Origin of the sequence: Nocardioides caldifontis (genome assembly GCF_008087345.1) — a bacterium.
In the GTDB taxonomy this organism is placed as follows: domain Bacteria; phylum Actinomycetota; class Actinomycetes; order Propionibacteriales; family Nocardioidaceae; genus Marmoricola_A; species Marmoricola_A caldifontis.
On sequence record NZ_ML701736.1, the window covers coordinates 131,866 to 156,236 of the forward strand.

Annotated in this window: 24 protein-coding genes; 13 read left to right on the forward strand and 11 right to left on the reverse strand. The window is 73.8% G+C overall.

Annotated features, from left to right (window positions below; translation table 11 throughout):
* The first annotated feature begins 73 nt into the window (after positions 1-73).
* A complete protein-coding gene (locus FIP57_RS24265) occupies positions 74-343 on the forward strand; it encodes a heavy-metal-associated domain-containing protein (protein WP_275266125.1) in 270 nt (89 codons plus the stop codon).
* Between the two features lie 40 nt (positions 344-383).
* Positions 384-3,641: a heavy metal translocating P-type ATPase gene (locus FIP57_RS03425; RefSeq protein WP_148572016.1), complete on the forward strand. Its 3,258-nt coding sequence runs from the start codon at positions 384-386 to the stop codon at positions 3,639-3,641.
* Here FIP57_RS03425 and FIP57_RS03430 read toward each other — a convergent pair.
* The gene (locus FIP57_RS03430) at positions 3,622-4,320 is read right to left on the reverse strand and encodes an aspartate/glutamate racemase family protein (RefSeq protein WP_238993299.1); all 699 of its coding nucleotides are present in this window, start codon (positions 4,318-4,320) and stop codon (positions 3,622-3,624) included. The two genes, FIP57_RS03425 and FIP57_RS03430, sit on opposite strands and share 20 nt — an antisense overlap.
* A gap of 39 nt (positions 4,321-4,359) precedes the next feature.
* On the opposite strand from FIP57_RS03430, the gene FIP57_RS03435 reads away from it, so the two are divergent.
* Positions 4,360-5,214: a patatin-like phospholipase family protein gene (locus tag FIP57_RS03435; RefSeq protein WP_238993254.1), complete on the forward strand. Its 855-nt coding sequence runs from the start codon at positions 4,360-4,362 to the stop codon at positions 5,212-5,214.
* Positions 5,211-6,254 (forward strand): lysophospholipid acyltransferase family protein, encoded by a 1,044-nt coding sequence (locus FIP57_RS03440; RefSeq protein WP_203231037.1) that lies wholly within the window; start codon positions 5,211-5,213, stop codon positions 6,252-6,254. Before FIP57_RS03435 ends, FIP57_RS03440 begins: the two co-directional genes overlap by 4 nt.
* Here FIP57_RS03440 and FIP57_RS03445 read toward each other — a convergent pair.
* Genes FIP57_RS03445 through FIP57_RS03455 form a run of 3 tightly spaced genes read right to left on the reverse strand, consistent with a single transcriptional unit; the run spans position 6,239 to position 9,661 of the window.
* Entirely contained in the window at positions 6,239-6,910 is a 672-nt protein-coding gene (locus FIP57_RS03445) for a response regulator transcription factor (RefSeq protein WP_238993255.1), read from the reverse strand. The two genes, FIP57_RS03440 and FIP57_RS03445, sit on opposite strands and share 16 nt — an antisense overlap.
* Positions 6,907-8,928 carry a sensor histidine kinase gene (locus tag FIP57_RS03450; protein WP_148572021.1) on the reverse strand — a complete coding sequence of 674 codons (2,022 nt, stop codon included), beginning with the start codon at positions 8,926-8,928 and terminating at the stop codon, positions 6,907-6,909. Before FIP57_RS03450 ends, FIP57_RS03445 begins: the two co-directional genes overlap by 4 nt.
* A 31-nt stretch (positions 8,929-8,959) precedes the next feature.
* On the reverse strand, positions 8,960-9,661 hold the full coding sequence (locus tag FIP57_RS03455; protein ID WP_148572022.1) for a hypothetical protein: 702 nt from the start codon (positions 9,659-9,661) through the stop codon (positions 8,960-8,962).
* Between the two features lie 354 nt (positions 9,662-10,015).
* Here FIP57_RS03455 and FIP57_RS03460 point away from each other — a divergent pair, with 354 nt between their 5' ends.
* Together FIP57_RS03460 and FIP57_RS03465 are read left to right on the forward strand one after the other, a co-directional pair.
* A complete protein-coding gene (locus tag FIP57_RS03460; RefSeq protein WP_238993256.1) occupies positions 10,016-11,476 on the forward strand; it encodes a DEAD/DEAH box helicase in 1,461 nt (486 codons plus the stop codon).
* Positions 11,477-11,479: 3 nt separating this feature from the next.
* On the forward strand, positions 11,480-12,382 hold the full coding sequence (locus FIP57_RS03465; RefSeq protein ID WP_238993257.1) for an alpha/beta fold hydrolase: 903 nt from the start codon (positions 11,480-11,482) through the stop codon (positions 12,380-12,382).
* A 27-nt stretch (positions 12,383-12,409) separates the two neighbouring features.
* On the opposite strand, the gene FIP57_RS03470 is transcribed toward FIP57_RS03465, so the two are convergent.
* A complete protein-coding gene (locus FIP57_RS03470; RefSeq protein ID WP_148572026.1) occupies positions 12,410-12,799 on the reverse strand; it encodes a transglycosylase family protein in 390 nt (129 codons plus the stop codon).
* Between the two features lie 368 nt (positions 12,800-13,167).
* Here FIP57_RS03470 and FIP57_RS03475 point away from each other — a divergent pair, with 368 nt between their 5' ends.
* The 7 genes from FIP57_RS03475 to FIP57_RS03505 all read left to right on the forward strand — a co-directional run bounded on the left by FIP57_RS03475 (position 13,168) and on the right by FIP57_RS03505 (position 18,087).
* On the forward strand, positions 13,168-13,680 hold the full coding sequence (locus FIP57_RS03475) for a VOC family protein (RefSeq protein ID WP_148572028.1): 513 nt from the start codon (positions 13,168-13,170) through the stop codon (positions 13,678-13,680).
* Between the two features lie 124 nt (positions 13,681-13,804).
* Positions 13,805-15,481, forward strand: coding sequence for an AAA family ATPase (locus FIP57_RS03480; protein ID WP_203231038.1), 1,677 nt, complete (start codon positions 13,805-13,807; stop codon positions 15,479-15,481).
* Complete coding sequence (locus tag FIP57_RS03485) at positions 15,481-15,933, forward strand: hypothetical protein (RefSeq protein ID WP_148572030.1); 453 nt, start codon at positions 15,481-15,483, stop codon at positions 15,931-15,933. Before FIP57_RS03480 ends, FIP57_RS03485 begins: the two co-directional genes overlap by 1 nt.
* On the forward strand, positions 15,930-16,148 hold the full coding sequence (locus tag FIP57_RS03490; protein WP_148572032.1) for a DUF2997 domain-containing protein: 219 nt from the start codon (positions 15,930-15,932) through the stop codon (positions 16,146-16,148). Before FIP57_RS03485 ends, FIP57_RS03490 begins: the two co-directional genes overlap by 4 nt.
* Positions 16,129-16,914, forward strand: a complete 786-nt coding sequence (locus tag FIP57_RS23540; RefSeq protein ID WP_203231039.1) for a ComEA family DNA-binding protein — start codon at positions 16,129-16,131, stop codon at positions 16,912-16,914. Before FIP57_RS03490 ends, FIP57_RS23540 begins: the two co-directional genes overlap by 20 nt.
* Positions 16,898-17,524: a 4Fe-4S single cluster domain-containing protein gene (locus FIP57_RS03500; protein WP_148572034.1), complete on the forward strand. Its 627-nt coding sequence runs from the start codon at positions 16,898-16,900 to the stop codon at positions 17,522-17,524. The genes FIP57_RS23540 and FIP57_RS03500 overlap by 17 nt, the downstream gene beginning before the upstream one ends.
* A 44-nt stretch (positions 17,525-17,568) precedes the next feature.
* Positions 17,569-18,087, forward strand: a complete 519-nt coding sequence (locus FIP57_RS03505; protein ID WP_148572036.1) for a gluconokinase — start codon at positions 17,569-17,571, stop codon at positions 18,085-18,087.
* Positions 18,088-18,114: 27 nt separating this feature from the next.
* Here the strand turns inward: FIP57_RS03505 and FIP57_RS03510 are convergent, their stop codons facing one another.
* The 6 genes from FIP57_RS03510 to FIP57_RS03535 form a co-directional block, all read right to left on the reverse strand.
* Complete coding sequence (locus FIP57_RS03510; RefSeq protein WP_148572038.1) at positions 18,115-20,751, reverse strand: SpoIIE family protein phosphatase; 2,637 nt, start codon at positions 20,749-20,751, stop codon at positions 18,115-18,117.
* Between the two features lie 63 nt (positions 20,752-20,814).
* Complete coding sequence (locus FIP57_RS03515) at positions 20,815-21,222, reverse strand: VOC family protein (RefSeq protein ID WP_148572041.1); 408 nt, start codon at positions 21,220-21,222, stop codon at positions 20,815-20,817.
* Between the two features lie 14 nt (positions 21,223-21,236).
* Positions 21,237-22,043, reverse strand: coding sequence for a CPBP family intramembrane glutamic endopeptidase (locus FIP57_RS03520; RefSeq protein ID WP_148572043.1), 807 nt, complete (start codon positions 22,041-22,043; stop codon positions 21,237-21,239).
* Positions 22,044-22,153: 110 nt separating this feature from the next.
* Complete coding sequence (locus FIP57_RS03525; protein WP_238993258.1) at positions 22,154-22,885, reverse strand: glycosyltransferase family 2 protein; 732 nt, start codon at positions 22,883-22,885, stop codon at positions 22,154-22,156.
* 167 nt (positions 22,886-23,052) lie between these two features.
* Entirely contained in the window at positions 23,053-23,484 is a 432-nt protein-coding gene (locus FIP57_RS03530) for a hypothetical protein (protein ID WP_148572045.1), read from the reverse strand.
* A complete protein-coding gene (locus FIP57_RS03535; protein WP_203231040.1) occupies positions 23,481-24,368 on the reverse strand; it encodes a prenyltransferase in 888 nt (295 codons plus the stop codon). Before FIP57_RS03535 ends, FIP57_RS03530 begins: the two co-directional genes overlap by 4 nt.
* Positions 24,369-24,371: the final 3 nt, after the last annotated feature.

Here is a 24,371-nt window from a genome sequence, read left to right on the forward strand (position 1 = left end):
CGGCGGTTTCCCCGGTGCGACCCGGTGTCCCCGCGTACGACGATCGAGCCACCGAACCACTCAGGAGGAACCCGTGAACACCAGCACGACCACCGGCACGACCACCGGCACGACCACCGGCACGACCACCGGCACGACCAGCACCACCACCGACTACCAGGTCGACGGGATGACCTGCGGCCACTGCGCGAGCGCCGTCCGCGAGGAGCTGCTCGCCGTCGCGGGCGTCACCGACGTCCGCGTCGAGCTGCCCACCGGCCGGATCTCCGTGGACAGCACCCGGCCGCTCGACCGCGACGAGGTCGCGAGCGCCGTGGACGAGGCCGGCTACCGGCTCGTCTGACCCCGACCCGACGATCCCCGACGACCCCCGAGGAGCCACGATGACGACGACCCCCACGACGACCCCGCCGACGACCGAGCTGGTCCTCGACATCGGCGGGATGACCTGCGCGTCCTGCGTGGGCCGCGTCGGGAAGGCCCTGGACCGGGTCGACGGGGTGGTGGCCAGCTCGGTGAACCTGGCCACCGAGACCGCGACGGTGACCGTCGCGGCGGACGTGCCGGTCACGGCGCTCGTCGAGGCCGTCGAGCGGCGCGGCTACACCGCCGAGCCGCGCCGGACCGAGACCGGCGGCGCGGGGAAGGAGCCCGTCCCGGCGGTCGACCCGGTCGACGAGCTCGACGCCCGCCGCGACGAGGAGCTGGGCCGGCTGCGCCGTCGCTGGCAGGTGGCGCTCACCGCCGGGCTGGGGCTGATGGCGGTCATGTACGTGCCGATCCACCTCGACACGATGGACTGGCTGATGCCGCTGATCTTCGTCGTCGGCACGGTCGTCCAGCTGTGGGCGGGCGCGGACATCTACCGCTCCGCGTGGACCGCCGCGAAGCACCGGGCGACCAGCATGGACACCCTGGTCGCGCTCGGCACCGGGGTCGCCTACGGCTACAGCGCCTTCGTGACGCTGTGGCCCGGGCCGGCCGAGCGGTGGGGGCTGCCGCTGCACGTGTACTTCGAGACCGCGCTCGTGGTCATCGCCCTGGTGCTCATGGGCCGGTGGCTGGAGGTCAAGGCGAAGAAGCGCACGGCGGAGTCGATCCGGGCGCTCGTCGGGCTGGTGCCGGCCACGGCGCGCGTGGTCCGCGACGGTCGCGAGGTCGAGGTCCCTGTCGCGTCGGTCGCCGTGGGGGACCTCGTGCGGGTCCGTCCCGGCGAGAAGCTGCCGGTCGACGGCGAGGTCGTCGAGGGTGGCTCCAGCGTCGACGAGTCGATGCTGACCGGCGAGAGCGCCCCCGTGGGGAAGGGCGTCGGCGACGTCGTGATCGGGGCAACGCTCAACACCACCGGCACCCTGCTGGTGCGCACCACCGCCGTAGGCGCCGACAGCACGCTGTCGCAGATCATCCGGCTCGTCGAGGACGCCCAGGGTTCCCGCCCGGCGGTCCAACGGCTGGTGGACCGGGTCTCGGCCTGGTTCGTCCCGGCGATCCTCGTGGTCGCCGCGCTGACCTTCGCCGGCTGGATGCTCTTCGGCCCCGACGCCGACGCGCTCGTCCTCGCCATCGGCACGACGGTCGCGGTGCTGATCATCGCCTGCCCCTGCGCCCTCGGGCTGGCCACCCCGACCGCGGTCATGGTGGGCACCGGCAAGGCCGCGGAGCTCGGCATCCTCGTCGGCGACGGCGAGGCCCTCGAGACCGCGCGCCGGCTGACGACCGTGGTCCTCGACAAGACCGGCACGATCACCCACGGTCGCCCGACCCTGGCCGACGTCGTCCCCGCCGAGGGGTGGGACCGCGACGAGCTGGTGGCCGTGGTCGCCGCCGCCGAGGTCGGCAGCGAGCACCCCGTCGGCCGGGCGGTCGTCACCGCGGCCGAGGCGGCCGGGCTCGCCGTGCGGCCCGCGGAGCAGTTCGAGGCCGTGGCCGGGCACGGTGTGCGCGCCATGGTCGACGGCCGCCTGGTCGTGGTCGGCACCCCGGCGCACCTCGCGGCAGCGGGCGCCGACGTCGCGCCGCTGGCCGATCACGCCGCGGTGGCCGCCTCGGCCGGCGCGACTCCGCTCCACGTCGCGGTCGACGGCCGGCTCGCCGGCCTGCTCACCGTCGCGGACACGGTGCGGCCGGAGTCCGCCGAGGCGGTGGCACAGCTGAGGGCCCTCGGTCTCGACGTCTGGATGGTCACCGGCGACAACGCCGCCACCGCCGCCGCCGTGGCGCGGACCGTCGGCATCGACCACGTGCTCGCCGAGGTGCTGCCAGCCGACAAGGCACGTCGTGTGGAGGAGCTGCAGGCCGACGGGCACGTCGTCGCCATGGTCGGTGACGGCATCAACGACGCCCCGGCCCTGGCCCAGGCGGACCTCGGGATCGCGATCGGCACCGGCACCGACGTCGCCGTGGCGGCCTCGGACATCACCCTGGTCGGCGGCGACCTGCGGAGCATCGTGTCCGCGGTGGCGCTCTCCCGACGAACGGTCACCACGATCAAGCAGGGGCTCGCCTGGGCCTTCGGCTACAACGTCCTCCTGGTGCCGGTCGCCGCCGGGGCGCTCTACTGGTGGGACGGGCTGCTCCTCGATCCCGTGCTCGCCAGCGCGGCGATGGCGATGAGCTCGGTGAGCGTGGTCACCAACGCCCTGCGGCTGCGCCGGTTCCGCCCGCCGGCCACCGCCGACGAGCTGCTGCACCGGTCGTGGCGGGACCGGGTCGGCCAGTCGGCGTACCTCGTGACGATCGGTGTCGTCGCGCTCGCCCTCGGCGCCGGCTTCACCTGGTTGAGCCGCACCGACCAGGCCGAGCGCGGCATGAACGGTCTCCTCGCCTGGTCGGAGGGGATGGGCATGCCGATGCGCCCCGCGATGAGCGTGATGGAGGAGACCGACGTCGAGCCCGTCAGCCCGCACGACGCCGGGGTCGAGATCGAGCTCGAGGGGATCGACGGGATCGTGCCCGGCGAGCCCACCACCCTCACCGTGACCGTGCGCGACGAGGAGACCGGTGAGCCGGTCGACGACCTGGTACGCACCCACCAGGTGTGGGCGCACATGATCATCACCCGCGAGGACCTCGGCACCTTCGCGCACCTGCACCCGCAGCCCACCGGGGAGGACGGCGTCCTCGAGGTCGAGGCGACCTTCCCGACCGCCGGTCGCTACGCGGTGCACACCGAGCTCCGCCGCCAGGGCGAGATGACCGACGTGCTGGCCGAGCACGAGGTCGTCCTGGCCGGCACGGCGCCCACCCCGGTGACGTTCCCCGCCCGCGACGTCCGCGAGCAGGTGCTCGACGGCGTCCGGATCCGGCTCGACGGCGACGTCCACGTGGGAGAGACCAGCGACCTGGAGTTCTCCTTCGAGGACGCCAGCACCGGTCGACCAGTGGAGGACCTGCAGCCGTACCTCGGGGCGGCCGGCCACGTGGTCGTCGTTCGTGAGGACGGCTCGTCGTTCGGCCACGAGCACGCCGAGACCTACGACGGCAAGGGCCGGCCGGTGATGGCGCTGCCGGGCACCGACTTCGGGCCGGAGCTCTCGATGCACCTGCACGTCGAGCACCCCGGGGGCTACCGGCTCTGGGCGCAGTTCCGGCTCGACGACGGATCGGTCGTCACCGCTCCGTTCACGGTGCACGCCGGCTGAGCGCGAGGTCGACCGCGGCCTCGGCGTGCAGCCGGGTGGTGGGGAAGACCGGGACCGGGCTGTGCTCCTGACCGATCAGCAGCTCGATCTCGGTGCACCCCAGGACGACCCCTCGGGCGCCGCGGTCGACCAGCCGGCCGATGACCTCCTGGTACGCCGCGCGGGACTCCTCGCGCACGATGCCGAGGCAGAGCTCCTCGTAGATCACCCGGTGGACCAGGGCCCGGTCGTCTGCCGGCGGCACCCACACGGACAGCCCGTGGCCCGCGAGCCGGTCGCGGTAGAACGACTGCTCCATCGTGAATGCCGTTCCCAGCAGCCCGACCTCCCGCACACCGGCCCCGAGCACCGCCTGGGCGGTGGTGTCCGCGAGGTGGAGCAGCGGCACCGAGGCGGCGCCCGCGACCGCGTCGGCCACCTTGTGCATCGTGTTGGTGCAGAGCAGCAGCAGCTCCGCACCGCCCGCCTCGAGGTCGCGGGCCGCGGCGGCGAGCAGCTCGCCGGCTCGCTCCCACTCGCCGCTCACCTGCAGCCGCTCGACCTCGGCGAAGTCCACCGACAGCAGCAGGCACTCGGCCGAGTGCAGCCCGCCGAGCCGCTCCCGGACCAGCTCGTTGAGGAGGCGGTAGTACTCCGCGCTGCTCTCCCAGCTCATCCCGCCGATCAGCCCGATGCGCATCACCCTGCCAACGTAACGGTGCGCGGCTAGGTTGTGGGCGTGGCTGCTCCCGGACTCACCGCGTTCGTCCTCGGTGGCGGGGGAGTGCTCGGTGCGGCGGAGGTCGGCATGCTCCGGGCGCTGTTCCAGGCGGGGATCCGCCCGGACCTGCTGCTCGGCACGTCGGTCGGCGCGCTCAACGGAGCGCTGGTGGCGACCCACGGCCCGGGCCCCGAGGTGACCGACCGGCTCGCGCAGCTCTGGGAGAGCGCCGCCGGCGGCAAGGAGGTGTACGGCGACGGGCCGGTCCGCCAGGTCTCACGCGCCGTACGGACAGGGACGCACCTGCACGACAGCAGCGGGCTGCGCCGCAGGCTCCACGAGGAGCTCGGCGACCGCACGTTCGACGACCTGGTCGTCCCGTTCCAGTGCTGCGCCGCGAGCATCGAGCGTGCCGCCGAGCACTGGTTCACCGCCGGCCGCGTGGTGGACGCGGTGATGGCGTCGGCGGCGGTGCCGGGGCTCCTCGAGCCGGCCGCGGTCGACGGCGAGCACTTCCTCGACGGCGGCATCGTCAACTCGATCCCGGTCGGCCGCGCGGTCGAGTGCGGGGCGGACCGGATCTTCGTCCTCCAGGTGGGACGGGTCGAGCGGCCGCTCCGGCCACCGCGCCGGCCGTGGGACGTGGCGCGGGTGTCGTTCGAGATCGCCCGGCGCCACCGGTTCCACCACGACATGGCGCGGCTCCCCGAAGGCACGACCGCCCACGTCCTTCCGACGGGCGGCGGCTCGCCGAAGGACGACTCGCTGCTGGCCTACCGCAGCTTCGCCAAGGTCCGCGACCGCATCGACGCGGCGTACGACGCGACCGGCCGCTACCTGGCCGAGCACGGTCTCGACGGGACGCCGTCGTGATCTGGCTCCTGCGTCGCGTCGTCGTCGCCCCGGCGATGATCGCGCTCACTGTTGTCGTGCTGACAACATTGCCTCTCTGGGTGCTGGTCGCCGCCGCCCTGTCGCCACTGGTGAAGGGGCGCATGCGGCCGCTCAGGCTGCTGTGGATCGCGTTGCTGCACATGGTGCTCGAGAGCCTGATCCTGCTGGAGCTCTTCGGGCTCTGGATCGCGTCGGGTTTCGGGCTCTTCATCCGGCGGCCGTTCTTCGAGCGGATCCACTACGACATCGCCCAGGCCTACCTGGTGATCTTCTTCCGTGAGGCGCGCCGGGTGCTGCGGCTGAAGATCGTCACGCAGGGTCCGGCGCCCGACGCCTTCCCCGGCGAGCCGGTGCTGGTCTGCTGCCGGCACGCGGGGCCGGGCGACTCGTTCACCTTGATGTACGCGCTGATGCACTGGTACCACCGAGAGCCGCGCGTGGTCCTCAAGGACACCCTGGCCTGGGACCCGGCGATCAACGTGCTGCTCAACCGGATCCCGAGCCGGTTCGTCGCGGGGCGGGAGAAGCCGGGGGAGGACCTCGAGGCGCGCGTGGCCGAGCTCGCCCGCGGGCTGGACAGCAACGACGCCTTCGTCATCTTCCCGGAGGGCGGCAACTTCACGCCGCAGCGCCGGGAGCGGGCGATCGCCAAGCTCCGGTCGCTCGGGCTGGAGGCCATGGCGCGCCGGGCGGAGCGGATGCAGAACGTGCTCGCGCCCCGCCCCGGCGGATTCCTCGCCGCGCTCGACGCCGCACCCGACACCGACGTCGTGCTCGTCGCGCACACCGGGCTCGACCACCTGCTGACGATCGGCGACGTCTGGCGCGAGCTGCCGATGGACAAGCAGCTGGTGATGCGGTGGTGGCGGGTTCCGCACGAGGAGATCCCCGCCGGGCGGGAGGAGCGGATCGACTGGTTGTTCAGCCGGTGGGAGGAGATCGACCGGTGGATCGACGAGCACCGGCCGGTCGACCTGCCGCCGCGCTCGCGCCGGCACGCGGCTCAGGCCTGGGGCTGACCCAGCCCGGCTTCGCGCGCCCGCACGATCGCCTCCGACCTGTTCTCCACGTCGAGCTTGGCGAAGATCGAGGACACGTAGTTCCGCACGGTCTTCTCCGACAGGAAGAGGCGCTGCGAGATCGCGCCGTTCGACGCGCCTGACGCGATCAGGTCCAGCACCTCGCGCTCCCGCTCGGACAGGGACGGGAAGGGCAGGGCTGGTGACGGGGTCGGCCCGGCCCCGAAGAACGACCGGAGCCGGCGGGCGACCGTCGGTCCGTAGACCCCCTCGCCGGCGGCCACCGCGACCAGCGCACGACCGACCTCCTCCTGGCCGGCACCCTTGAGCAGGTAGCCCAGCGCCCCGGCCCGGATCGCCGCGAAGATCGCCTGGTCGTCGTCGACCATCGTCAGCACGAGGACCTTGGCCTCCGGCCACCGGGCCAGGAGCTGACGGGTGGCATCGATGCCGCCCACCCCGGGCATCTGCAGGTCCATCAGCACGACGTCGGGACGGTGCTCCAGGACGGCCTCGACGCCGGCGGCCCCGTCCTGGGCCTCCGCCACGACGGTGACGTCGAGCTCCTCGAGCAGGTAGCGGAGCCCGGCTCGGAAGACCGGGTGGTCGTCGACGACCACGACCCGCAGCCCCTCGGTCGTGGACCCCACGGTCACGAGGTCACCCCCGGCAGGAGCGGGAGCTCGGCTCGCACCCTGGTGCCCTTCCCGGTGGCGGTGACGGCGCAGCCGCCGCCCAGCTCCACGGCCCGCTCCCGCATCGACACCAGCCCCACCCCTTTCGAGGCACCCTCGGGGAACCCCACTCCGTCGTCCTCCACCAGGACCGTCAGCACGTCCTGCGTCGCCTCGAGCCGCACGTCGGCAGCGGTGGCGGAGGCGTGCCGGACGACGTTGGTCAGCGCCTCGCCGACGATGAAGTACGCCGCCACCTCGACGGCGGCCGGCAGGGACGTGAGGTCGCCGTGCACGTGGAACCGCACGACGGGCGGGCCCTCCTGCGCCGCAGGGCCGGTGGTCCGCAGCGCCTCGAGGAGCCCCAGGTCGTCGAGGACGGGGGGCCGGAGACCGGCGACGAGCCGACGCACGTCCTCGACCGCGGTCCGGGCCTGCTCGGCGACCGTCCCGACGAGCTCCTCGGCGCGTGCCGTGCGCCCACGGGCCAGCGACGAACGGGCGACGTCCAGCCCCATGACGACGCCGGCCAGCTGCGGGCCCAGCCCGTCGTGCAGGTCGCGCCGGAGCCGTCGGCGCTCGTCCTCGCGCGTCTCCAGCAGCCGGCGGCGCGACTCCTCGAGGTCGCCCGAGAGCCGCAGCGCGAATGCCGCCGAGGCGACGGGGCCGCTCAGCGTGTGCAGCACGCGCAGGTCGGTGCCGGTGAGCGGGCCGCCCGGGCGACCCCCGGCCACCAGGGTGCCGACGTGCTCCCCGTGCAGGACGAGGGGGAACCGCTCGGCATCCGCGTCGACCGTCCCCGCCCGCTCGACCACCGTGCTCGTGGGGGAGACCGGAACGGTCACCTCGACGCCGGAGAGCCGCAGCCCCCGGCGTACGACCTCGACGGCGGCGGCCAGCGCCTCCCGCGGATCCTTGGCGTCGCGCAACGCGCGGTCGAGCTCTGCCACCAGGGACGCCGGGTCGCCACGGCGGCCGAAGAAGAGCCGGTCGACGCGCGCCTGCAGCCAGAGCCGCGCCGGGTGGAACAGCAGCGCGACGCCGAAGGCGGCGAGGAAGGGGGTCGCGCCTCCGGCGTCGCCCACGACCGCGCCGATCCACGCCACCAGCGCCACGTAGGCGACGGCCGCGCAGCCCAGCAGCAGCCCGGCCACCAAGGTGCGGTTGACGAGGATGTCGAGGTCGTAGAGGCGGTAGCGCAGGGCCGCCACGGCGATCGCCGCAGGCACCGAGAGCACCGCGACGTTGATCGAGTAGTCGGGGCCGAAGAAGGCGACGAGGACGGTCAGGGCGACCGCGTAGCCGAACCACCCGACCTGGCGGCGCTCGACCCCGTCCGCCCGGAGCACCCGGACGACGAGCGAGCCCAGGGCGACGAGCGTGAGCAAGGTGAGCAGCACGTCGAGGATCCCGACGACCGGGTCCAGGAGCGCGTCGAGCGTCTCGGACCCGAAGGGGTTGTCCACCTCGGTGAAGAACCCCGTGGCTCCGGGAGCGACCGCGAACGCGACGACGGCCAGGGTGATCGTCGCCCCCGACACCCAGAGCAGAGCACCCCACCGCTTCGACAACGGCCTGCCGTAGGGCACCACCTGCGGGAGGACCGTGGAGACGACCGCCCAGCCCGGCACCCAGGCCCACCCCCCGATCCACGCGGTGAGCTGGGCGAGGTCCGCTCCGGGCGGCAGCGGGGCGTGGTCGTCGCCACCGAGCACGAAGGCGGTGTAGGAGATCGAGACGGCGAAGAGCGCGGAGCCGACCCCGACCGCGAGCAGCAGCCACCCGATGCGGACCGCCAGGGGGCTGCCGACGAGGAGGGCGCCCGTCCAGGAGAACGAGACAGCGACCACGGCCTCGGGGGTGCTGAGCAGCTCGTCGAGGTAGCCCAGACCGCTCAGGACCGGGAGGGCGACCGCGACGGCCGCCGCCGCGGTGGCGCAGACGGCGAGGGCCCGGGCCACCCAGAGGGAGACCCGGACCCCGCCGCGGCCGTCGGTCACGGACACACCGTAGGGCTGGACCGCGGCCTCCTCAGGCAACGGCTCGCGCCGTGGGGCGGTTGCGCACCAGGTGGATCGCCAGCCCCACGGCACCAGCCAGGTAGAGCCAGTGCGGGTCGACAGGGCCGACGGCGCCGACGGAGAAGTCGAGCAGGATGAAGACCAGGAAGAGCGCCGGGATCCAGCGCGGCACCACGTTCGTCACCAGCATGCCGATGCTCACGGTCAGCATCCCGATGACGCACCCGACCATGAACGGGAAGCCGAAGAGGATGCCGAGCAGCGGCTCCGAGTCCAGCCCGTCCATCCAGACCGCGGCGTCGCGGCCGGCGGGCTCGAGCATCGCGACGAGCTGGATCGTCTCGGCCACGTGCATCGCGAGGAAGCCCCACATTCCCAGGAGCAGGAACGTCGCGGCGACGTAGGCGGTCCGCGGTGCCCGGCGGCGCAGCTCCTGGGCCGCCGCGAGGAAGCCGACGGCCATGAACGGCACGGCGAAGAGCCCGACGAGGACGACCGAGGCCACCAGGCCGGTGCGCTCGTTCGCCAGTGCGATCTGGTCGGCGACGTCTTCGGGGCGGTCGCCGAGCACCTGGCCGAGAGCGGCCTGGGCGGTGTTGAGCCCCGCGCCGAGGACGAGCGCGACCGCGCCGGTCCGCCAGCCGATCGTGGTCCGGGGAGCTCCGGTGGGTGCCGTGAGTGCCGGCGTCGTGGGAAGCGTGGTGGTGGTCATGGGTTCCTCCGTCTGCCTCCGGCCGGTCGGCGGACCTGCTCCGCCGTGCCTCCGTGCCGGTGGCAGCACTCTCGGCGCGCCGCCGTCCCGGGCGCTCGGGAGCGGTGTCCCGACCTCGGTGGGACATGCGGAGTGACGCGTTCGATTAGGGCAGGGGGTCGCCGACCGGTACGGTAGGACGAGTCCGGCCCCGTCTGTTCTGCCTGGGGCCGTCGATTCCACGCCCCATCCAGGGGCACCAGGTCTCAGCAGTCATCCACCAAGCGCCGCGGCAGCCTGTGCCGCGCCGGGCAGGACGACCCCTTTCAACGTTTCGGAGCACCCACCATGGCGGAAGCCCGCCCGCATGCCCCTGTGTCCTTCTCCACCTTCGACCTCCCCGCGCCGCTCGTCGCCGCGCTGAGCGCCGAGGGGATCACCACCGCGTTCCCGATCCAGTCGGCGACCCTCCCGCACTCGCTGGCGGGCAAGGACGTCCTCGGCCGCGGCCGCACCGGTTCCGGCAAGACCTACGCGTTCCTGCTGCCGCTGGTGGCCCGGCTCGCCGCCTCGGGCACCCCCCGCCGTCCGAGCCGGCCGCGCGGCCTCGTCCTCGTCCCGACCCGTGAGCTCGCCACCCAGGTCGAGGCGGCCCTCCGCCCGCTCGCCGGGGCGATGGGGCTCCGGGTCACCACCGTCTTCGGCGGCGTGCCCGCCTCGCGTCAGGTCACCGCGCTGCGCCAGGGCGTCGACGTCGTCGTCGCCTGCCCCGGTCGGCTCAACGACCTGGTGCGCTCGGGCCAGGCCGACCTCGGCAGCGTCGAGGTCACGGTGCTGGACGAGGCCGACCACATGGCCGACCTCGGCTTCCTCCCCGACGTCCGGCGCCTCCTGGACGCGACCCCGCGGAAGGGGCAGCGGCTGCTGTTCTCCGCCACCCTCGACGCCGGCGTCGACGTGCTGGTGAAGCGGTTCCTCGACGCGCCGGTCACCCACAGCGTCGACTCGGCCCAGTCGCCGGTGACGAGCATGGAGCACCACGTGCTGCACGTGGACGCCGACGGCCGGCTGCGGGTCATCACCGACCTGGCCGCCGCCCCCGGGCGGACCGTCGTCTTCACCCGCACCAAGCACGGGGCCAAGCAGCTGGCCCGCAAGCTCAACGCCAACGGGGTTCCCGCGGTCGAGCTGCACGGCAACCTGTCGCAGAACGCCCGCACCCGCAACCTCGCGAGCTTCTCCTCCGGCGCGGCCACCACGCTGGTCGCGACCGACATCGCGGCCCGCGGCATCCACGTCGACGACGTGTCGCTCGTGATCCACGCCGACCCGCCGACCGAGCACAAGGCGTACCTGCACCGCTCCGGCCGCACCGCCCGCGCCGGCGCCTCGGGCACGGTCGTCACGATGATGCTCGACCACCAGCGCGCCGACGTGCGCGACCTGACCCGCAAGGCCGGGATCAAGCCGGTCGTCACCCGGGTCGGCCACGACCACCCGCTCCTCACGACCATCGCGCCGGGAGAGCGGACCTTCCAGACCCCGCTCGTCACCACTGCTGCGACGCCGTCCAACGGTGGCGGGGCCGGCGGTCAGGGCCGCGGCCGCGGACGCTCCCGCCGGGGTGACGGCCAGGGTGGCTCCGGCCAGGGTCGTTCCGGCCAGGGCCGTTCCGGTCAGTCCCGGTCGGGCCAGTCCCGGTCGAGCCAGGGCGGGGGCCAGGGCGGGCAGCCGTCCGGCCGGTCCCGTCAGGGCGGGCGCCGCGCGGCCGCCCCGTCCGGCACCTCGCGACCGCACAGCGCCGCGGCGTTCTCGGGCTCGGTCCGGAGCCGCTGACCCGTGCTGGAGACCGTCCGCGCGACCGTCCCCACCGCCGACGGCCGCGAGCTCGAGGTGCTGGTGACCGGCCCTGAGGACGGGACGCCGCTGGTCTACCACCACGGCACGCCCCAGGGCGCCGTACCGTTCCGGCAGCTCGACGAGGCCGCGGCCGAGCGCGGGCTGCGGGTGGTCTCCTACTCGCGCCCCGGGTACGGCGGCTCCACGCCCCGTCCCGACGGCGCGTCAGCGGCGCGGGTGGCCGACGACGCGGCCGACACCGCCGCGATCCTCGACCATCTCGGGCTGGGCGAGTTCCTCACCATCGGCTGGTCCGGCGGCGGGCCGCGGGCGCTCGCCTGCGCCGCCCTGCTGCCCGGCCGCTGCCGGGCGGCGGCGTGCTGCGTGGGGATCGCCCCCAAGGACGAGTACGACGGGGACATCCGTGACGGCATGGCCGAGGAGAACGTCGCGGAGTACACCGCCGCGTTCGCCGGCCCCGACGAGCTGGAGCGGTTCCTCGCGACCCAGTCCGCGCTCTTCCACGCCAATGCCGAGGACATCGCCGAGGCGCTCGGCGGCCTGGCACCACCGGTCGACCGGGCGGCCCTCACCGGCGAGCTCGCGGAGTACCTCGCCGCGTCGACCCGGGCGGCCGGTCAGCAGGGCGTCGTCGGGTGGCGCGACGACGACCTCACGCACCTGCGCCCGTGGGGCTTCTCCGTCCGCGACATCACGGTCCCGGTCTCGGTGTGGCAGGGGCGCGAGGACGCCATGGTGCCGTTCGCCCACGCCGAGTGGCTCGCCGCGCACGTGCGTGGGGTCCGCGCCCACCTCGTCGAGGGCGAGGGGCACCTGTCCCTCATGGGCAAGCTCGGCGCGATCCTCGACGACCTGATGCAGCTCGGCGGTCTCGGCCGCTGACCACGGTCGGTCGGGTCACCCGCCGGCTCAGAAGCAGCGGTGCCAGGTGTTCGGCCACGCGCTGCCGCCGCCCTGGGGCCGGTGGCCCTTCCAGCCGCGGAATGCCACGCGCTTCGCGACCGCGATCTGCTCCTTGCGGGTCGCCTTGTGGGGCAGGGCGTTCTTGGTGAGGTTCGGGCCGCCGTAGTAGCGCCACGTGGAGAGCGAGAACTGCAGCCCGCCGAAGTGGCCGTTCCCGGTGTTGATCTTCCACCGGTGCGTGGACTCGTAGTGCGCCAGGCAGTCCCACCGGGTCTTGTGGCGGTGACCGGCGTCGGCCCGGTCGGCCGTGACGGTCAGCAGCGCCACGGTGAGGGTCGCCAGCAGAGCGACGACGAGGAGCAGCGGCAGCACGGTGGTGCGGAGGCGCACAGGCATGAAGGTTCCTTTCCACGCCTGTGAGGTGAGCTGTCGGGCTGGAGCAGAAAGGTGCTCCGCCACCGCATCGCCGGCGGACCGGCCTGGGTGACTTCGCCCCGAGCGACGCGCTGCAGCGCAGCGTGCCGCGTGGTACGTGGGTCCCCCACTCCTGCCCAGGTGTTCGTCCGGTGGGACCGGCGCGCGGCGGGCAGGACTCGGCGGACCGCGGCCGGTGATGGAGTTGTCGGCCACGCCCACTCGGGCGCGGCGAACCTGATCCTAGGTCGGCTCGGCGGCACGCGTCCACGTCGGCGGGAGGCGGTCCAGCCGCCACGGCGGGCAGGTGGTCCCTTACGCACGGGCGGTCGCGGCGTCATGCTGTGGCCATGACCGCGGACGCCACGCACGACCACACCCGGGAGGCGCTCGAGGCCGAGCGGCAACGGATCAAGGACACCTACCTGCGGCCGCCGGGGGAGCGGCCGCCCTCCTCGGCGCGCGGCCTGCACCACGAGGCGCTGATCAGCAGCGACGTCGAGCGGACCGTCCGCTTCTACCAGGAGCTGCTCGAGTTCCCGCTCACCGAGGTGATCGAGAACCGCGACCACCCGGGCTCCACGCACTTCTTCTTCGACATCGGCAACGGCAACCTGCTCGCGTTCTTCGACTTCCCCGGTCTGGACGTCGGCCCCTACGCCGAGGTGCTCGGGGGGCACCACCACATGGCGATCTCGGTGGAGCCCGACACCTGGCACCGGCTCGTGGGGAAGCTGGAGGCCGCCGGCGTCGACCACGTCGTCCACAGCGAGGTCTCGGTGTACTTCCAGGACCCCGACGGCGCTCGGCTGGAGCTCATCGCGGACCCGCTCGGGGAGATGTACGGCAACCAGGTGCTCTGAGCCCGAGGGCCACCGTCCGGTCGGCCAGGACCATGGTCCGGACCTTGCGCTCCGCCGGGTCGCGGACCCCCTCACGGGCGCCACCCGGCGTTAGCCTGCCGATCGCAGCTTTCCAGGGGGGCACGTGACGCAGACAGGCAGGGAGCAGGAGCGCGCCAGCAGCGCGGTGGCCGGCTTCCGCGACACCCTCGCGCTGATGTTCAAGGCCCGGTTCCCGGTCCTCTACGTCGAGTCGTTCGAGGAGCCGCGGGTGCTGGCCGAGGTGGCGGCCGTCGCCTCCGACGAGGCGCGGGTGCGCACGCCGCGGCCGGTGTGGACCTGGTCGGTCACCGAGGGGCTCGTCGGGCCCACGGGGGAACGCCACCCGGGCACCACCGACCCGGCGAAGGCGCTCGACCTCGTCGCCCGGCAGGAGCAGCCGGCGGTCCACGTCTTCCGGGACCTGCACGCCCACCTCGGCGACCAGCACCGTCCCGCCGACCCCGCGGTGGTGCGCCGGGTCCGGGACATCGCAGCGGCCTTCCAGAGCGGCGTCAACGCCCGGGCGCTGGTCCTCGTCGCGCCGGTGCTGAGGATCCCGCCGGAGCTCGAGAAGGACATCACCCTCGTCGACTTCCCCTTGCCCGGGGAGGCCGAGATCCGCGCGGTCCTCGACGGCATGGTCGAGGCGAACGCCGCCTCCGGCCGCATCGACGTCCGCATCGACGAGCTCGGCCGCGAGCGGCTGGCGAAGGCGGCGCTCGGGCTCACCCTCCACGAGGCCGAGAACGCGTTCGCGCGGGCGATGGTCGACGACGGCGTCCTCGACGACGGCGACGTGACCGTGGTGCTGGAGGAGAAGCGGCAGACGATCCGGAAGTCCGGGCTGCTGGAATTCGTCCCCGGTGACCTCGACCTCGACGACGTGGGCGGGCTGCAGAACCTCAAGCGGTGGCTCGGCAAGCGCGACGGCTCGTGGATGGCCGAGGCGGCGGACTACGGGCTCCCGGCGCCCAAGGGCGTGCTGATGACAGGCGTACCCGGGTGCGGGAAGTCGTTGACCGCGAAGGCGGTCGCGACCGCGTGGGGGCTGCCGCTGCTGCGGCTCGACATCGGCAAGGTGTTCGCCGGGCTGGTCGGCTCGAGCGAGCAGAACATGCGGAACGCGATCCGGGCGGCCGAGGCGACCGCGCCGTGCGTGCTCTGGATCGACGAGATCGAGAAGGGGTTCTCCGGCGTCAACGGCGGTGGCGACTCCGGCACCTCGAGCCGCGTCTTCGGCTCCTTCCTGACCTGGATGCAGGAGAAGGAGTCGCCGGTCTTCGTGATCGCGACCGCGAACAACGTCGACCGGCTGCCGCCGGAGTTCCTCCGCAAGGGGCGGTTCGACGAGATCTTCTTCGTCGACCTGCCGACCGAGCCGGAGCGCCGCGACATCTGGCGGCTCCACCTCACCAAGCGCGCCACCCACGAGAAGGCCGCACCGGACGCGGGGATCACCGACGAGCTCGTCGACGCCCTGGCCGCGGCCAGCGAGGGGTACTCCGGCGCGGAGATCGAGCAGGCGGTGGTCGCGGGGCTCTTCGACGCGTTCTCGGAACGCCGCAGCCTCACCGAGGCCGACCTGGTCCGCGTGGTGGCGAACATGGTGCCGCTCTCGGTCACCCAGGCCGAGCAGATCGCCGCGATCCGCTCCTGGGCGGCGACTCGCGCCGTGGCGGCGACGGCCTCGGAGGACCGCAACGACGCCGTGGACGAGCTCCCGCTCGGTGCGGCGCCGGAGCCGGGTGCGACCCGCGGCGGACGGGTGGTCGACTTCTGATGAGCGTCTCGCTCGTGCTCGTGCCGCTCGCCTTCGCCGCGCTCTCGGCGTACCAGGCCGCCCGTGCCTCGGCCGACGACGAGGGGCGCACCGTCTGCCACGTCGGCACCCGGATGGTCGACGAGCGGCTGCTCGGCCACGCGCTCGCCGACACCGGCGCCCAGGTGGTCGAGGACCAGGGACGGCTGGTCGCCCGCTGGCAGGGCGTCGACGCCACCTTCGCCCGGGACGACCAGGGTGTCTGGCAGGTCGACCTGACCGGCGAGGTGACGCCGGAGTCCGCGGCGCAGGTCGTGGCGGCGGTCGACGCGGCGTACGCCGCACGGGTCCAGCAGGAGGTGCTCGCGCGGATCCGCGAGCGCGCGCACACCGCCGGCATGGCGGTGGAGTTGGAGCGCGTCGAGGAGGACCGCAGCGTGACGCTGGTGCTCACGGTGGGAGCGGCCGGATGACCGGCCCGGCGCAGCGCATCGTCGTGAGGGTGGGCGCCGACGGCGCGGTCACGGCCGAGACCCACGGCCTCACCGGCCCCGCGTGCCTCGACCAGATCGCGGTGCTGGAGGAGCTGCTCGGCGCGCGGACCGAGCAGAGCGCCTTCACCGCCGACTACGACCGGACCACGACGACGACCGCGCAGGGGGTGGGAGATGAGCTACGGCAGCAGTGACCGGCGGCCCCACGGCGACGGCTCCGCGCAGCTTGCCGACCGCGGCTGGCGGTTCCGGCACAGCCTCTGGCTGCTCGCCCCGCTGCTCGGCTGCGGCGCCTTCTCGTTCGTCGGCTTCCTCTACTGCGCGATCCGCGTGGGCACCCGCCGGTGGTGGCTGATCGCGACGTTCTGGACGGTCGCCTCGCTGGCCGTGTGGACGATGGCGATCGTGCAGGGCGAGGTCGGGCGGGACGGTCCGTACGACGACATCGGCGCCGTCCTGCTGATCGTGGTCTACCTCGGCGCGATCGTGCACGGCTTCATCGTCAACCGCGACTACCTGCGGTGGCGGGCGACGTCCCGCCCCTGGTACTCCCACGCCGCGCCCGTCGCGGCCCCGGTGACCACGCAGCTCCCGACCGCCCCGCCGGCACCGCTCGCCCCGCCGCCGTTCGGGGTCGAGACAGCGCCGTACTACGCACCGCCGCCGGCGCCACCCGCACCACCCGCCCCGGCACCCGACCTCCTCGACCTCAACTCCGCCACGGTGGAGCAGCTCGCCCTGCTGCCCGGTGTCGACGACGCGACGGCCGCCAGGATCGTCGCCGCCCGAGAGGCCCGCGGCTGCTTCGCGGACCTCGACGACGCCGTCCGCGGCGCCGGGCTGCAGCCGCACCAGCTGGTCCGGCTGCGCGACCACGTGACGGTCGGACCGGTCGGGCAGCAGCGCCCGTCGCCCGACCGGGAGCCGCCTGCCGGTCGCGGTCGTGTCCTCGACATCTGAGCCGCCGGGCGGGCGGCTCCGTGTCGCGCACGTCGTGCCGCGCACGGTCGCCGAGGGGCCCGGCACGCGCTACGCGATCTGGGTGCAGGGGTGCACCCTGCGCTGCCCCGGGTGCTTCAACCCGCACCTGTGGACCAGCCGAGGCGGCACCCTCCGCCGCCCCGCAGACCTCGTCGCGGAGGCGACCGCGGCCGGGGCCGAGGGGATCACCGTGCTCGGCGGCGAGCCGCTCGACCAGCCCCGCGCGACCGCGGCCCTGGTCCGCCGGGCGCGGGCGGCGGGGCTGAGCACCGTGGTCTTCACCGGCCACACGCTCGAGGAGCTGCAGGCGCGCGGCGCCCCCGGCGTCGCGGAGGTGCTCGCTGCGACCGACCTGCTCGTCGACGGCCCCTACCGGGCCGAGCTGCCCGACCGCGCGAGACCGTGGCTGGGGTCGACCAACCAGCGGTTCCACTTCCTCACCGACCGCTACGGTCCGCCGGACGTGGTGGCGCCCGACCGGGTCGAGGTGCGGGTCGCGGCGGACGGTGCCGTCGAGCTCAACGGCTGGGCCGACGAGGAGCTGCTGGAGCTGCTCGCCGGCGACGTGGGGCGGCGCGCCCGGGGGTGAGCCGGCCGAGGTTCACGGCGTGGAGCCCCGGGTAGGAGCGTCGCATGGCTTCCGAGCGTGCACCGGTCGTCGTCGTCATGGGCGTCAGCGGCTCCGGCAAGACGACCGTCGGATCCATGCTCGCCGACCGCCTCGGGGTGGGGTACGGCGAGGCCGACGACTTCCACCCCCAGGCCAACGTCGACAAGATGGCCGCCGGCCAGCCGCTCGACGACGACGACCGGCGGCCGTGGCTGGCCGCGATCGGTGCCTGGCTCGAGGAGCGGCAGGAGGCCGGCGCGGTGGCGACCTGCTCGGCCCTGAAGCACGCCTACCGCGACACGCTGCGCAGCCACGCGCCGAGCACGGTCTTCCTCCACCTGCACGGCAGCCGCGAGCTGCTGGAGGAGCGCATGGGGCGCCGCTCGGGCCACTTCATGCCGGCCTCGCTGCTCGAGTCGCAGCTCGAGATCCTCGAGCCGCTCGACGGGGAGGAGCGGGGGCTGACCGCGGACGTCGCGCTGACCCCGGAGGAGATCGTCGACCGCTTCCTCGTCTGGTGGCAGGAGCCCGCCCCTGGGTGACGACCGCGGCCGGGTGCCCTGAGCGGGTCAGTCGACGTTCGGCGGCAGGAGCTCCGGCCCGGCCTCCGGCGGCCTCGGCTCGTCCTGGCGGTGGAGCCGGACGCCGACGAGGGCCACGTCGTCGTCGGCTCTCTCGGGGAACATCCGGGCCAGTACCTCGTCGCAGAGCTCGCCCAGAGTGAGGTCCCGCGTCGCCAGGTCGGCCAGCGTGTCACGCAGCGTCGCGGTCCCCACGTCGATGCCCTGCCCACGCCGCTCGACCAGCCCGTCGGTGAAGAAGAGGAGGGTCGCGCCCCGGTCGAGCGTCACGACGGACTCGACCCGCCTGGTGCCCGGGTCGAGCCCGAGGAGGAGGTCGGACTCCGTGGCGGCCAGCTCGGCGACCGAACCGTCCGGATGGAGGGCGAGCGGGGGAGGGTGACCGGCGTTCGACCACCGGACCCGGGTGACCAGCCGCTCGCGCTCCTCGTCAGTCTGCTCCAGCCGCGCGACGATCGCGGTCGCAGTCGTGTCCATCAGCAGGGTCTGCATGGCCCGGTCCGTGCCGACGAGCACCTCGGCGGGGCTGTCGCCGCTGTGCACCGCGATCGCCCGGACCAGGTTGCGCACCTGGCCCATGGCCGCCGCGGCAGCGGTGTCATGGCCGACGACGTCGCCGATGACGACCACGGTCGCGCCGCCTTCCTGGAGGAAGGCGTCGTACCAGTCGCCGCCCACCTGGGCGACCTGCGCGGCCGGGCGGTAGCGCACCTCGATCTCGCAGTGGTCAGGCTCGGGCGGGTCGGTCAGCATGCTTCGTTGGAGCCCTTCGGCGAGCTCGCGCTGCGCGGCGTAGAGCCGGGTGTTGTCCAGGGCGAGCGCCGCCCGCTCCGCGACCTCGCGGAGGGTGTCGATGTCTGCCTGCTCGAAGCTGCGACGATCACCACCGCGGTAGAGCGTCAGCACCCCCACGGTGCGCCCGCGCCCACGCATGGGGACGAAGGCGAGCCGGCGCGGGTCGAGGTGGCTGATGAGCTCTCGGGCGCGCCCTGGGAGGAAGATCCGGTCCCACGTCTCGTCTGACACCGGGTCCACCACCATGGGGTCGGAGCTCTCCAGCGCACGGGCCATGAAGGACGCATCGGTCGCCGACGCGATCCTCAAGGCCGTGAACTCCTCGACCACGGGGCGCAGTCGGGCGTCAGCGTGCCAGGAGCCCACGTCGCGCAGGGCGCGCCGCCAGTCGGCGTCGTCGGCGTCCTGGTCGAGGAGGGTGACCACGCACCAGTCCGCGAAGTCGGGCACCACGGACGACGCGAGGCTCGCGACGGCCTTCTGGGTGTCCAGGGTCTCGTTGAGCTCGGCGGCCACCTTGGCGAGCAGGGCGCTGCGCCGGGCTGCGACCTGCACCTGCTCGCGGGCGGCCCTCTGCTCGGTGATCTCGACGAAGTAGACCGAGAGCCCGTCGGGGCTGGGCCATCCGCGCACCTCGTACCACGCGTCGAGGGGTGGCGGGTAGTACGCCTCGAAGCTCACCGCCTCCGTCTGCTCCATCGCCCGGCGGTAGAAGGTCTCGAACTCGGTGCCGACCGCGGCCGGGAAGAGCTCCCAGATCGAGCCACCGACGAGCTCCTGGCGGCTGCGACCGAGGAGCCGCTCGGCCTCCCGGTTGACGTAGGTGAACCGGTAGCCCTGGTCGAGGCTGAAGAAGGCGCTGGTCATGGACTCCAGCACCCGGGCCAGGCGGGCCTCACCCTCCTGCACGGCGGTGGTGTCGAAGGCCGCCCCGAGCAGGCGTACCGCGATCCCGTCGTCGCCGAGGGCGCGCCCCCGGGCCGCCACCCACCGAACTCCGCCGTCGGGCTTCACCACGCGGTACTCCGCGGTGTACTCGCCGCAGTGCTCGATGGCATGACGCAGCGCCTGCGAGACGCGGTCGCGGTCGTCGGGGTGCAGGGAGTCGTTGAAGGACTCGATCGTCCCACCGAAGGTCTGCCGGTCCTTGCCGAAGAGGTCGAGCAGCCGGTCGTCCCAGCGCAGCTCGCCGGTGACGAGGTTCCAGTCGAAGGCGCCCACCCCGGCGGCGTCCATGGCGAGCTGCCACAGGAGCTGCTCCGACTCGTAGTCCGCGGTCAGCGCGGCGAGCTCGAGCTCGGCGACCACGGGCCCGGCGAGCTGCTCCAGGAGCGCCACGTCACCCTCGCGCCACTGCCGCGGGGCAGGGTCGAAGACGCAGAGCGCCCCGATGACGTGACCGTCGTCCGCGATGAGCGGGACACCGAGGTAGCAGCCGACCCGCCCGTCGGCGACCGCCGCGTGGCCGGCCACCCTCGGGTCGTGGGCCGCCCGCGCAACCACCAGCGGCTCACCGCTGGCGACCGTCCGGGCGCACAAGGAGTGCACGAGCGGCACCGTGCGGCCGACGACCTCGGCGGGCAGGCCGGCCCCTCCCGCGACGTGCTCGACGTCGGAGATCACCGAGACCTGCGCCGAAGCCGTGCCGAGCAGCCGCGCGGCGAGCTCGGCGAGTCGATCGAGGGCCGGGCTGCGGGCGCCACCCCGGGCGAGGCGGCGGGCCGCGGCGGCGCGCGCCGTCGAGCGGGCGTCGTCGACGTCCGCCACAGCGGTGGCCTCGGCCCGGGGATCGCTCGGGCGAGGACCTTCGTCGAGCTCCTCGTTCGGCACTCGGCCACCTCTCGTCGCGGACCCCCGAGTGGTGATCTTAGGCGGTAAGGCAGCGATGCGCCGTCACCCGACGAAGATGCAGAACGGGTGGCCCGCCAGGTCGGCGAAGACGTAGAGCGGCTCCTCCTCGTCGTCCGAGCGGTCCAGCAGCAGGGCCGCGCCGAGTCCTTCGGCCCGTGCGCGCTGTCGCTCGAGCTCGGCCACGTCCGGCACCGTCATGTCGAGGTGGAGCTGCATCGGCACCTCGTGGCTCGGCCAGGTGGTCCGTCTGAGCTCGTCGACCAGCTGGAAGGCCAGCTTGCGGACACCTCCCTGGTCGGTGAGGACGAGCCAGTCCGGCTCCTGCTCGTCCGGTCCCGGCTCGTCGCCGGGTCGGTAGCGGAGCCCGAGCAGCTGCCGGTAGAACTCCGCGAGCTCCCGGGTGCGGGTCGTGTCGAGGACGGTGTGCAGCAGCTGCGGGTACGACGGCATGCCCCCGTCCTACCTCACCGGTGGTGGACCCCGGCCCGACGGACCGCAACGGCGGCGGCTGCGAGGCCGAGGGCGAGGACCGCGGCGTAGCGGATCCAGTCGTGGTCCGTGTCGAGCAGCTCGCCGCTCACGTTGAACGACGCGTGCAGCAGCGCCACCGCGAGCAGGCTCCCAGCGGTCCAGCGGTCGAGCGCGCCGATCAGCAGCCGCAGCCCGACCGCGGAGCCGAGCAGCGCGACGACGTTGAAGGCGACGGCCCCTGCGGTGTCGGTGTCGTGGAAGGCGAGAGGCAGGTGGATCCCGGCGAACAGCACGGCGACCACGAGCGCACCGCGGACGTAGCCCCAGCGGGCGGTGGCGCGGCGCTGGGCGAAGCCGGCCCACGCGAGCTCCTCCCACAGGTTGATGATCAGGACGCTGGACACCACGTTGACCGCGAGGGCGGCGACGAGGGCGACGTCGACCTGCTCCTCGACCCCGAGCACGGCCGCGCCGGCCCAGGTCAGCGCCGGGAGCGCCAGCACCGCGGGGAGGAGCCAGGCGAGGGGGCGGGGGAGCCGCGTGGTGTCGCGGAGGAGCGCGCGGACGCTCCCACCCGCGCGTCGGGTCAGCAGGAGCGCCGGCAGCAGCAGCCCGAAGAAGTTGGTGAGCAGCACGAACGGCTCGACCGGGAGGTCGAGCACCAGCGGCACCCCCAGGAACAGCCAGCCGCTGGGGACAGCGAAGGCGGCGAAGGTCAGCAGCGGCGCGAGGTCGTCGGCGCCGTGCTTCTGTCGGTCGCCGCTCGGCTGCCGGGCCGCCGGGAGGGTCGTACTGGTCATCGTTCTCACCTCGTCGATCTTGTTGTTGAGGTGACAACATCGCGAGGAGACGCAGCCATGCCGTGCCGCGCGGCCGGTGCAGACAACCAGGACCCTCGTCCTGGTCCCGGTCAACGGCTGGAACCCGCGAGCCGCTGCTGCCAGCGTTCCCACGGTGGCTGGGCGGCCCAGCCGACGCGGAGGGTGTTCACCGCGCGGCGCATCCGCCGCCCCAGCTGGGCACGGCCCCGGAGGCACCGGGCGGAGACGCCGACGCGGAGCCGCCGGTCGTGGCGGATGCGCCGTCGGGGCCCCAGCACGAAGGCGAGGTCGATGTCGTCGTGCAGCTCGGGGTCGTCGCGGTGCACCAGCTGGCGAACCTCGAGCCAGACCTGGCGCCGCATCGCCATGTTCGACCCCCAGAGTGCGGGGTGGCCGAGCGCGAGGTGCACGGTCGCGAAGTAGGTCCCGAGGTAGAGCCACGTCATCACCCGGCGCACCACGGGCGGCAGGTCGTAGAACGTGCCGGAGCCGGTGACGGCATCGGCGCCGGCGTCGATCCCGGCGGCGACCCGTGCGACCCAGTCGGCCGGCGGAACGCTGTCGGCGTCGCACCGGGCGATCACGTCGCCCCGGGCGGCGTCGTACCCGGTCGAGGCGGCAGCCGGGATCCCGGGCCGGGGCTCCTCGACCACCCGCGCGCCGTGCGCTCTGGCGACGGCCGCGCTCTCGTCGGTGGAGCCGTTGTCGACGACGACGACCTCGAGCGGCGTCACCGTCTGACGGCCCAACGCCTCGAGGCACCGGCGGAGCATGGCGGCGTCGTCCTTGACCGGGATGACGACCGAGACCGTGAGGCTCACCGTGCCACGAAGGGCGGGTCGACGGCGCGGGTGCGCGAGCGGCTCCGCGCCGGGACGAGAGCGACGACCACCGCGGCTGCCAATGCCCCCGCGCCCCCGGCCACCAGGTCGCCGAGGGTGTCGGCGTAGCCGACCTGGATCCGGCTGTCGACCTGCGTGTGGCCGTATCACTCGCCGAGCTCCCAGAGCACGCCGAGCGCGAGACCGAGGGCGGCGACGACGACCGCGGCCCCGAGCCGTGCCCTCCTCGGGTACGGCGCCCCGGCGCCGGTGAGGACGCCGAGCGCGACCAGCGCCTCGAACAGGGCGGCAGCGCCGAGCCCGGTGGCCACGAGGTGCACCGGGACGTCCAGCCAGGAGTACCGGAGATACAGGTCGAGCAGGCTGGCCCAGGCGCCCGCGACCAGCATCAGGCCGGTGGCGGCGTCGGTGGCGGGCCGGGTCAGCAGCCGGAGCAACGTGAGGGCGAGCAGCACCAGGGCGAAGAGCGCGGCGGCCACGCCCTTGCCGGTGCCGAGCGCACCCAGGAAGCTGAGCACACCCACGACGCGGACGGCGTCGGCCGCCAGCCGGGTCCACGACCTGCTCGCGAGCGTCATGAGGACCAGCGTGCCCAGATCAGCAGCTGGGTGAGGAGGAACCCGGTGACGTAGTTGAGCCACAGGAACCGCTGCCACCCGGCGTGAGCCTGCTCTGCCGCGGCGTCGTCGAGCGACCGGAAGCGCCAGACGTTGTGCAGGTAGGGGAGGACCAGCAGTGCCGCGAGCGCGCCCGGCCAGCCGGTGCCGAGGGCGGTCAGCCCTGCCCCGGCGTACAGCAGGAGGGCGACGCGGACGGTGGTCGCGGCTCCGAGGACGGTGCCGATCGAGCCGATCCCGGCGGCGCGGTCGGCGCCGATGTCCTGGACGGCGCCGAAGGCCTGCGACGCCATGCCCCAGAGGAAGAACGAGACGAGTGCGCACAGCGCCACCCGGTCGAGCGTCCCGCCGGCCAGCGCGAAGCCGAAGACGGCCGGGCCGACGAAGTGGGTGCTGGAGGTGACCGAGTCGAGGAACGGCCGCTCCTTGAACCGGAGCCCCGGCGCCGAGTAGGCGACGACCGCGAACACCACGACGGCGAGGACGGCCGCCGAGGCGACCGACCCCCACGCCAGGAGGAGCACCAGGAACGGCAGGTTCGAGGCCACGGCCGCGACGATCGTGGCGCGGTGCCACCGCGAGGAGAGCACGACCCCCTCGACACCGCCCTTGCGGGCATTGCGCAGGTCGGACTCGTAGTCGAAGACGTCGTTGACGCCGTACATCAGCAGGTTGTACGGCACCAGGAAGTAGAGGGTGCCGACGACCAGCGCGGTGTCGAGCCCGCCGCCCACCAGCACGTAGGCGGCCGCGAACGGGTAGCCGGTGTTGACCCAGCTGAGCGGGCGCGACGAGCCGACCAGCGAGGAGAGGAGCCCGGGGTCGGCCGGAGGTGCGGTGGCCACGGC

What these genes read in the sequence shown, in the direction of transcription:
- FIP57_RS03470 (WP_148572026.1), bottom strand. Translation starts at nt 12,799, where the DNA reads ATGCCTGTGCGCCTCCGCACCACCGTGCTGCCGCTGCTCCTCGTCGTC.
- FIP57_RS03490 (WP_148572032.1), top strand. Translation starts at nt 15,930, where the DNA reads ATGACCGGCCCGGCGCAGCGCATCGTCGTGAGGGTGGGCGCCGACGGC.
- FIP57_RS03530 (WP_148572045.1), bottom strand. Translation starts at nt 23,484, where the DNA reads ATGACGCTCGCGAGCAGGTCGTGGACCCGGCTGGCGGCCGACGCCGTC.
- FIP57_RS03425 (WP_148572016.1), top strand. Translation starts at nt 384, where the DNA reads ATGACGACGACCCCCACGACGACCCCGCCGACGACCGAGCTGGTCCTC.
- FIP57_RS03430 (WP_238993299.1), bottom strand. Translation starts at nt 4,320, where the DNA reads ATGCGCATCGGGCTGATCGGCGGGATGAGCTGGGAGAGCAGCGCGGAG.
- FIP57_RS03520 (WP_148572043.1), bottom strand. Translation starts at nt 22,043, where the DNA reads ATGACCAGTACGACCCTCCCGGCGGCCCGGCAGCCGAGCGGCGACCGA.
- FIP57_RS03485 (WP_148572030.1), top strand. Translation starts at nt 15,481, where the DNA reads ATGAGCGTCTCGCTCGTGCTCGTGCCGCTCGCCTTCGCCGCGCTCTCG.
- FIP57_RS03515 (WP_148572041.1), bottom strand. Translation starts at nt 21,222, where the DNA reads ATGCCGTCGTACCCGCAGCTGCTGCACACCGTCCTCGACACGACCCGC.
- FIP57_RS23540 (WP_203231039.1), top strand. Translation starts at nt 16,129, where the DNA reads ATGAGCTACGGCAGCAGTGACCGGCGGCCCCACGGCGACGGCTCCGCG.
- FIP57_RS03505 (WP_148572036.1), top strand. Translation starts at nt 17,569, where the DNA reads ATGGCTTCCGAGCGTGCACCGGTCGTCGTCGTCATGGGCGTCAGCGGC.
- FIP57_RS03455 (WP_148572022.1), bottom strand. Translation starts at nt 9,661, where the DNA reads ATGACCACCACCACGCTTCCCACGACGCCGGCACTCACGGCACCCACC.
- FIP57_RS03475 (WP_148572028.1), top strand. Translation starts at nt 13,168, where the DNA reads ATGACCGCGGACGCCACGCACGACCACACCCGGGAGGCGCTCGAGGCC.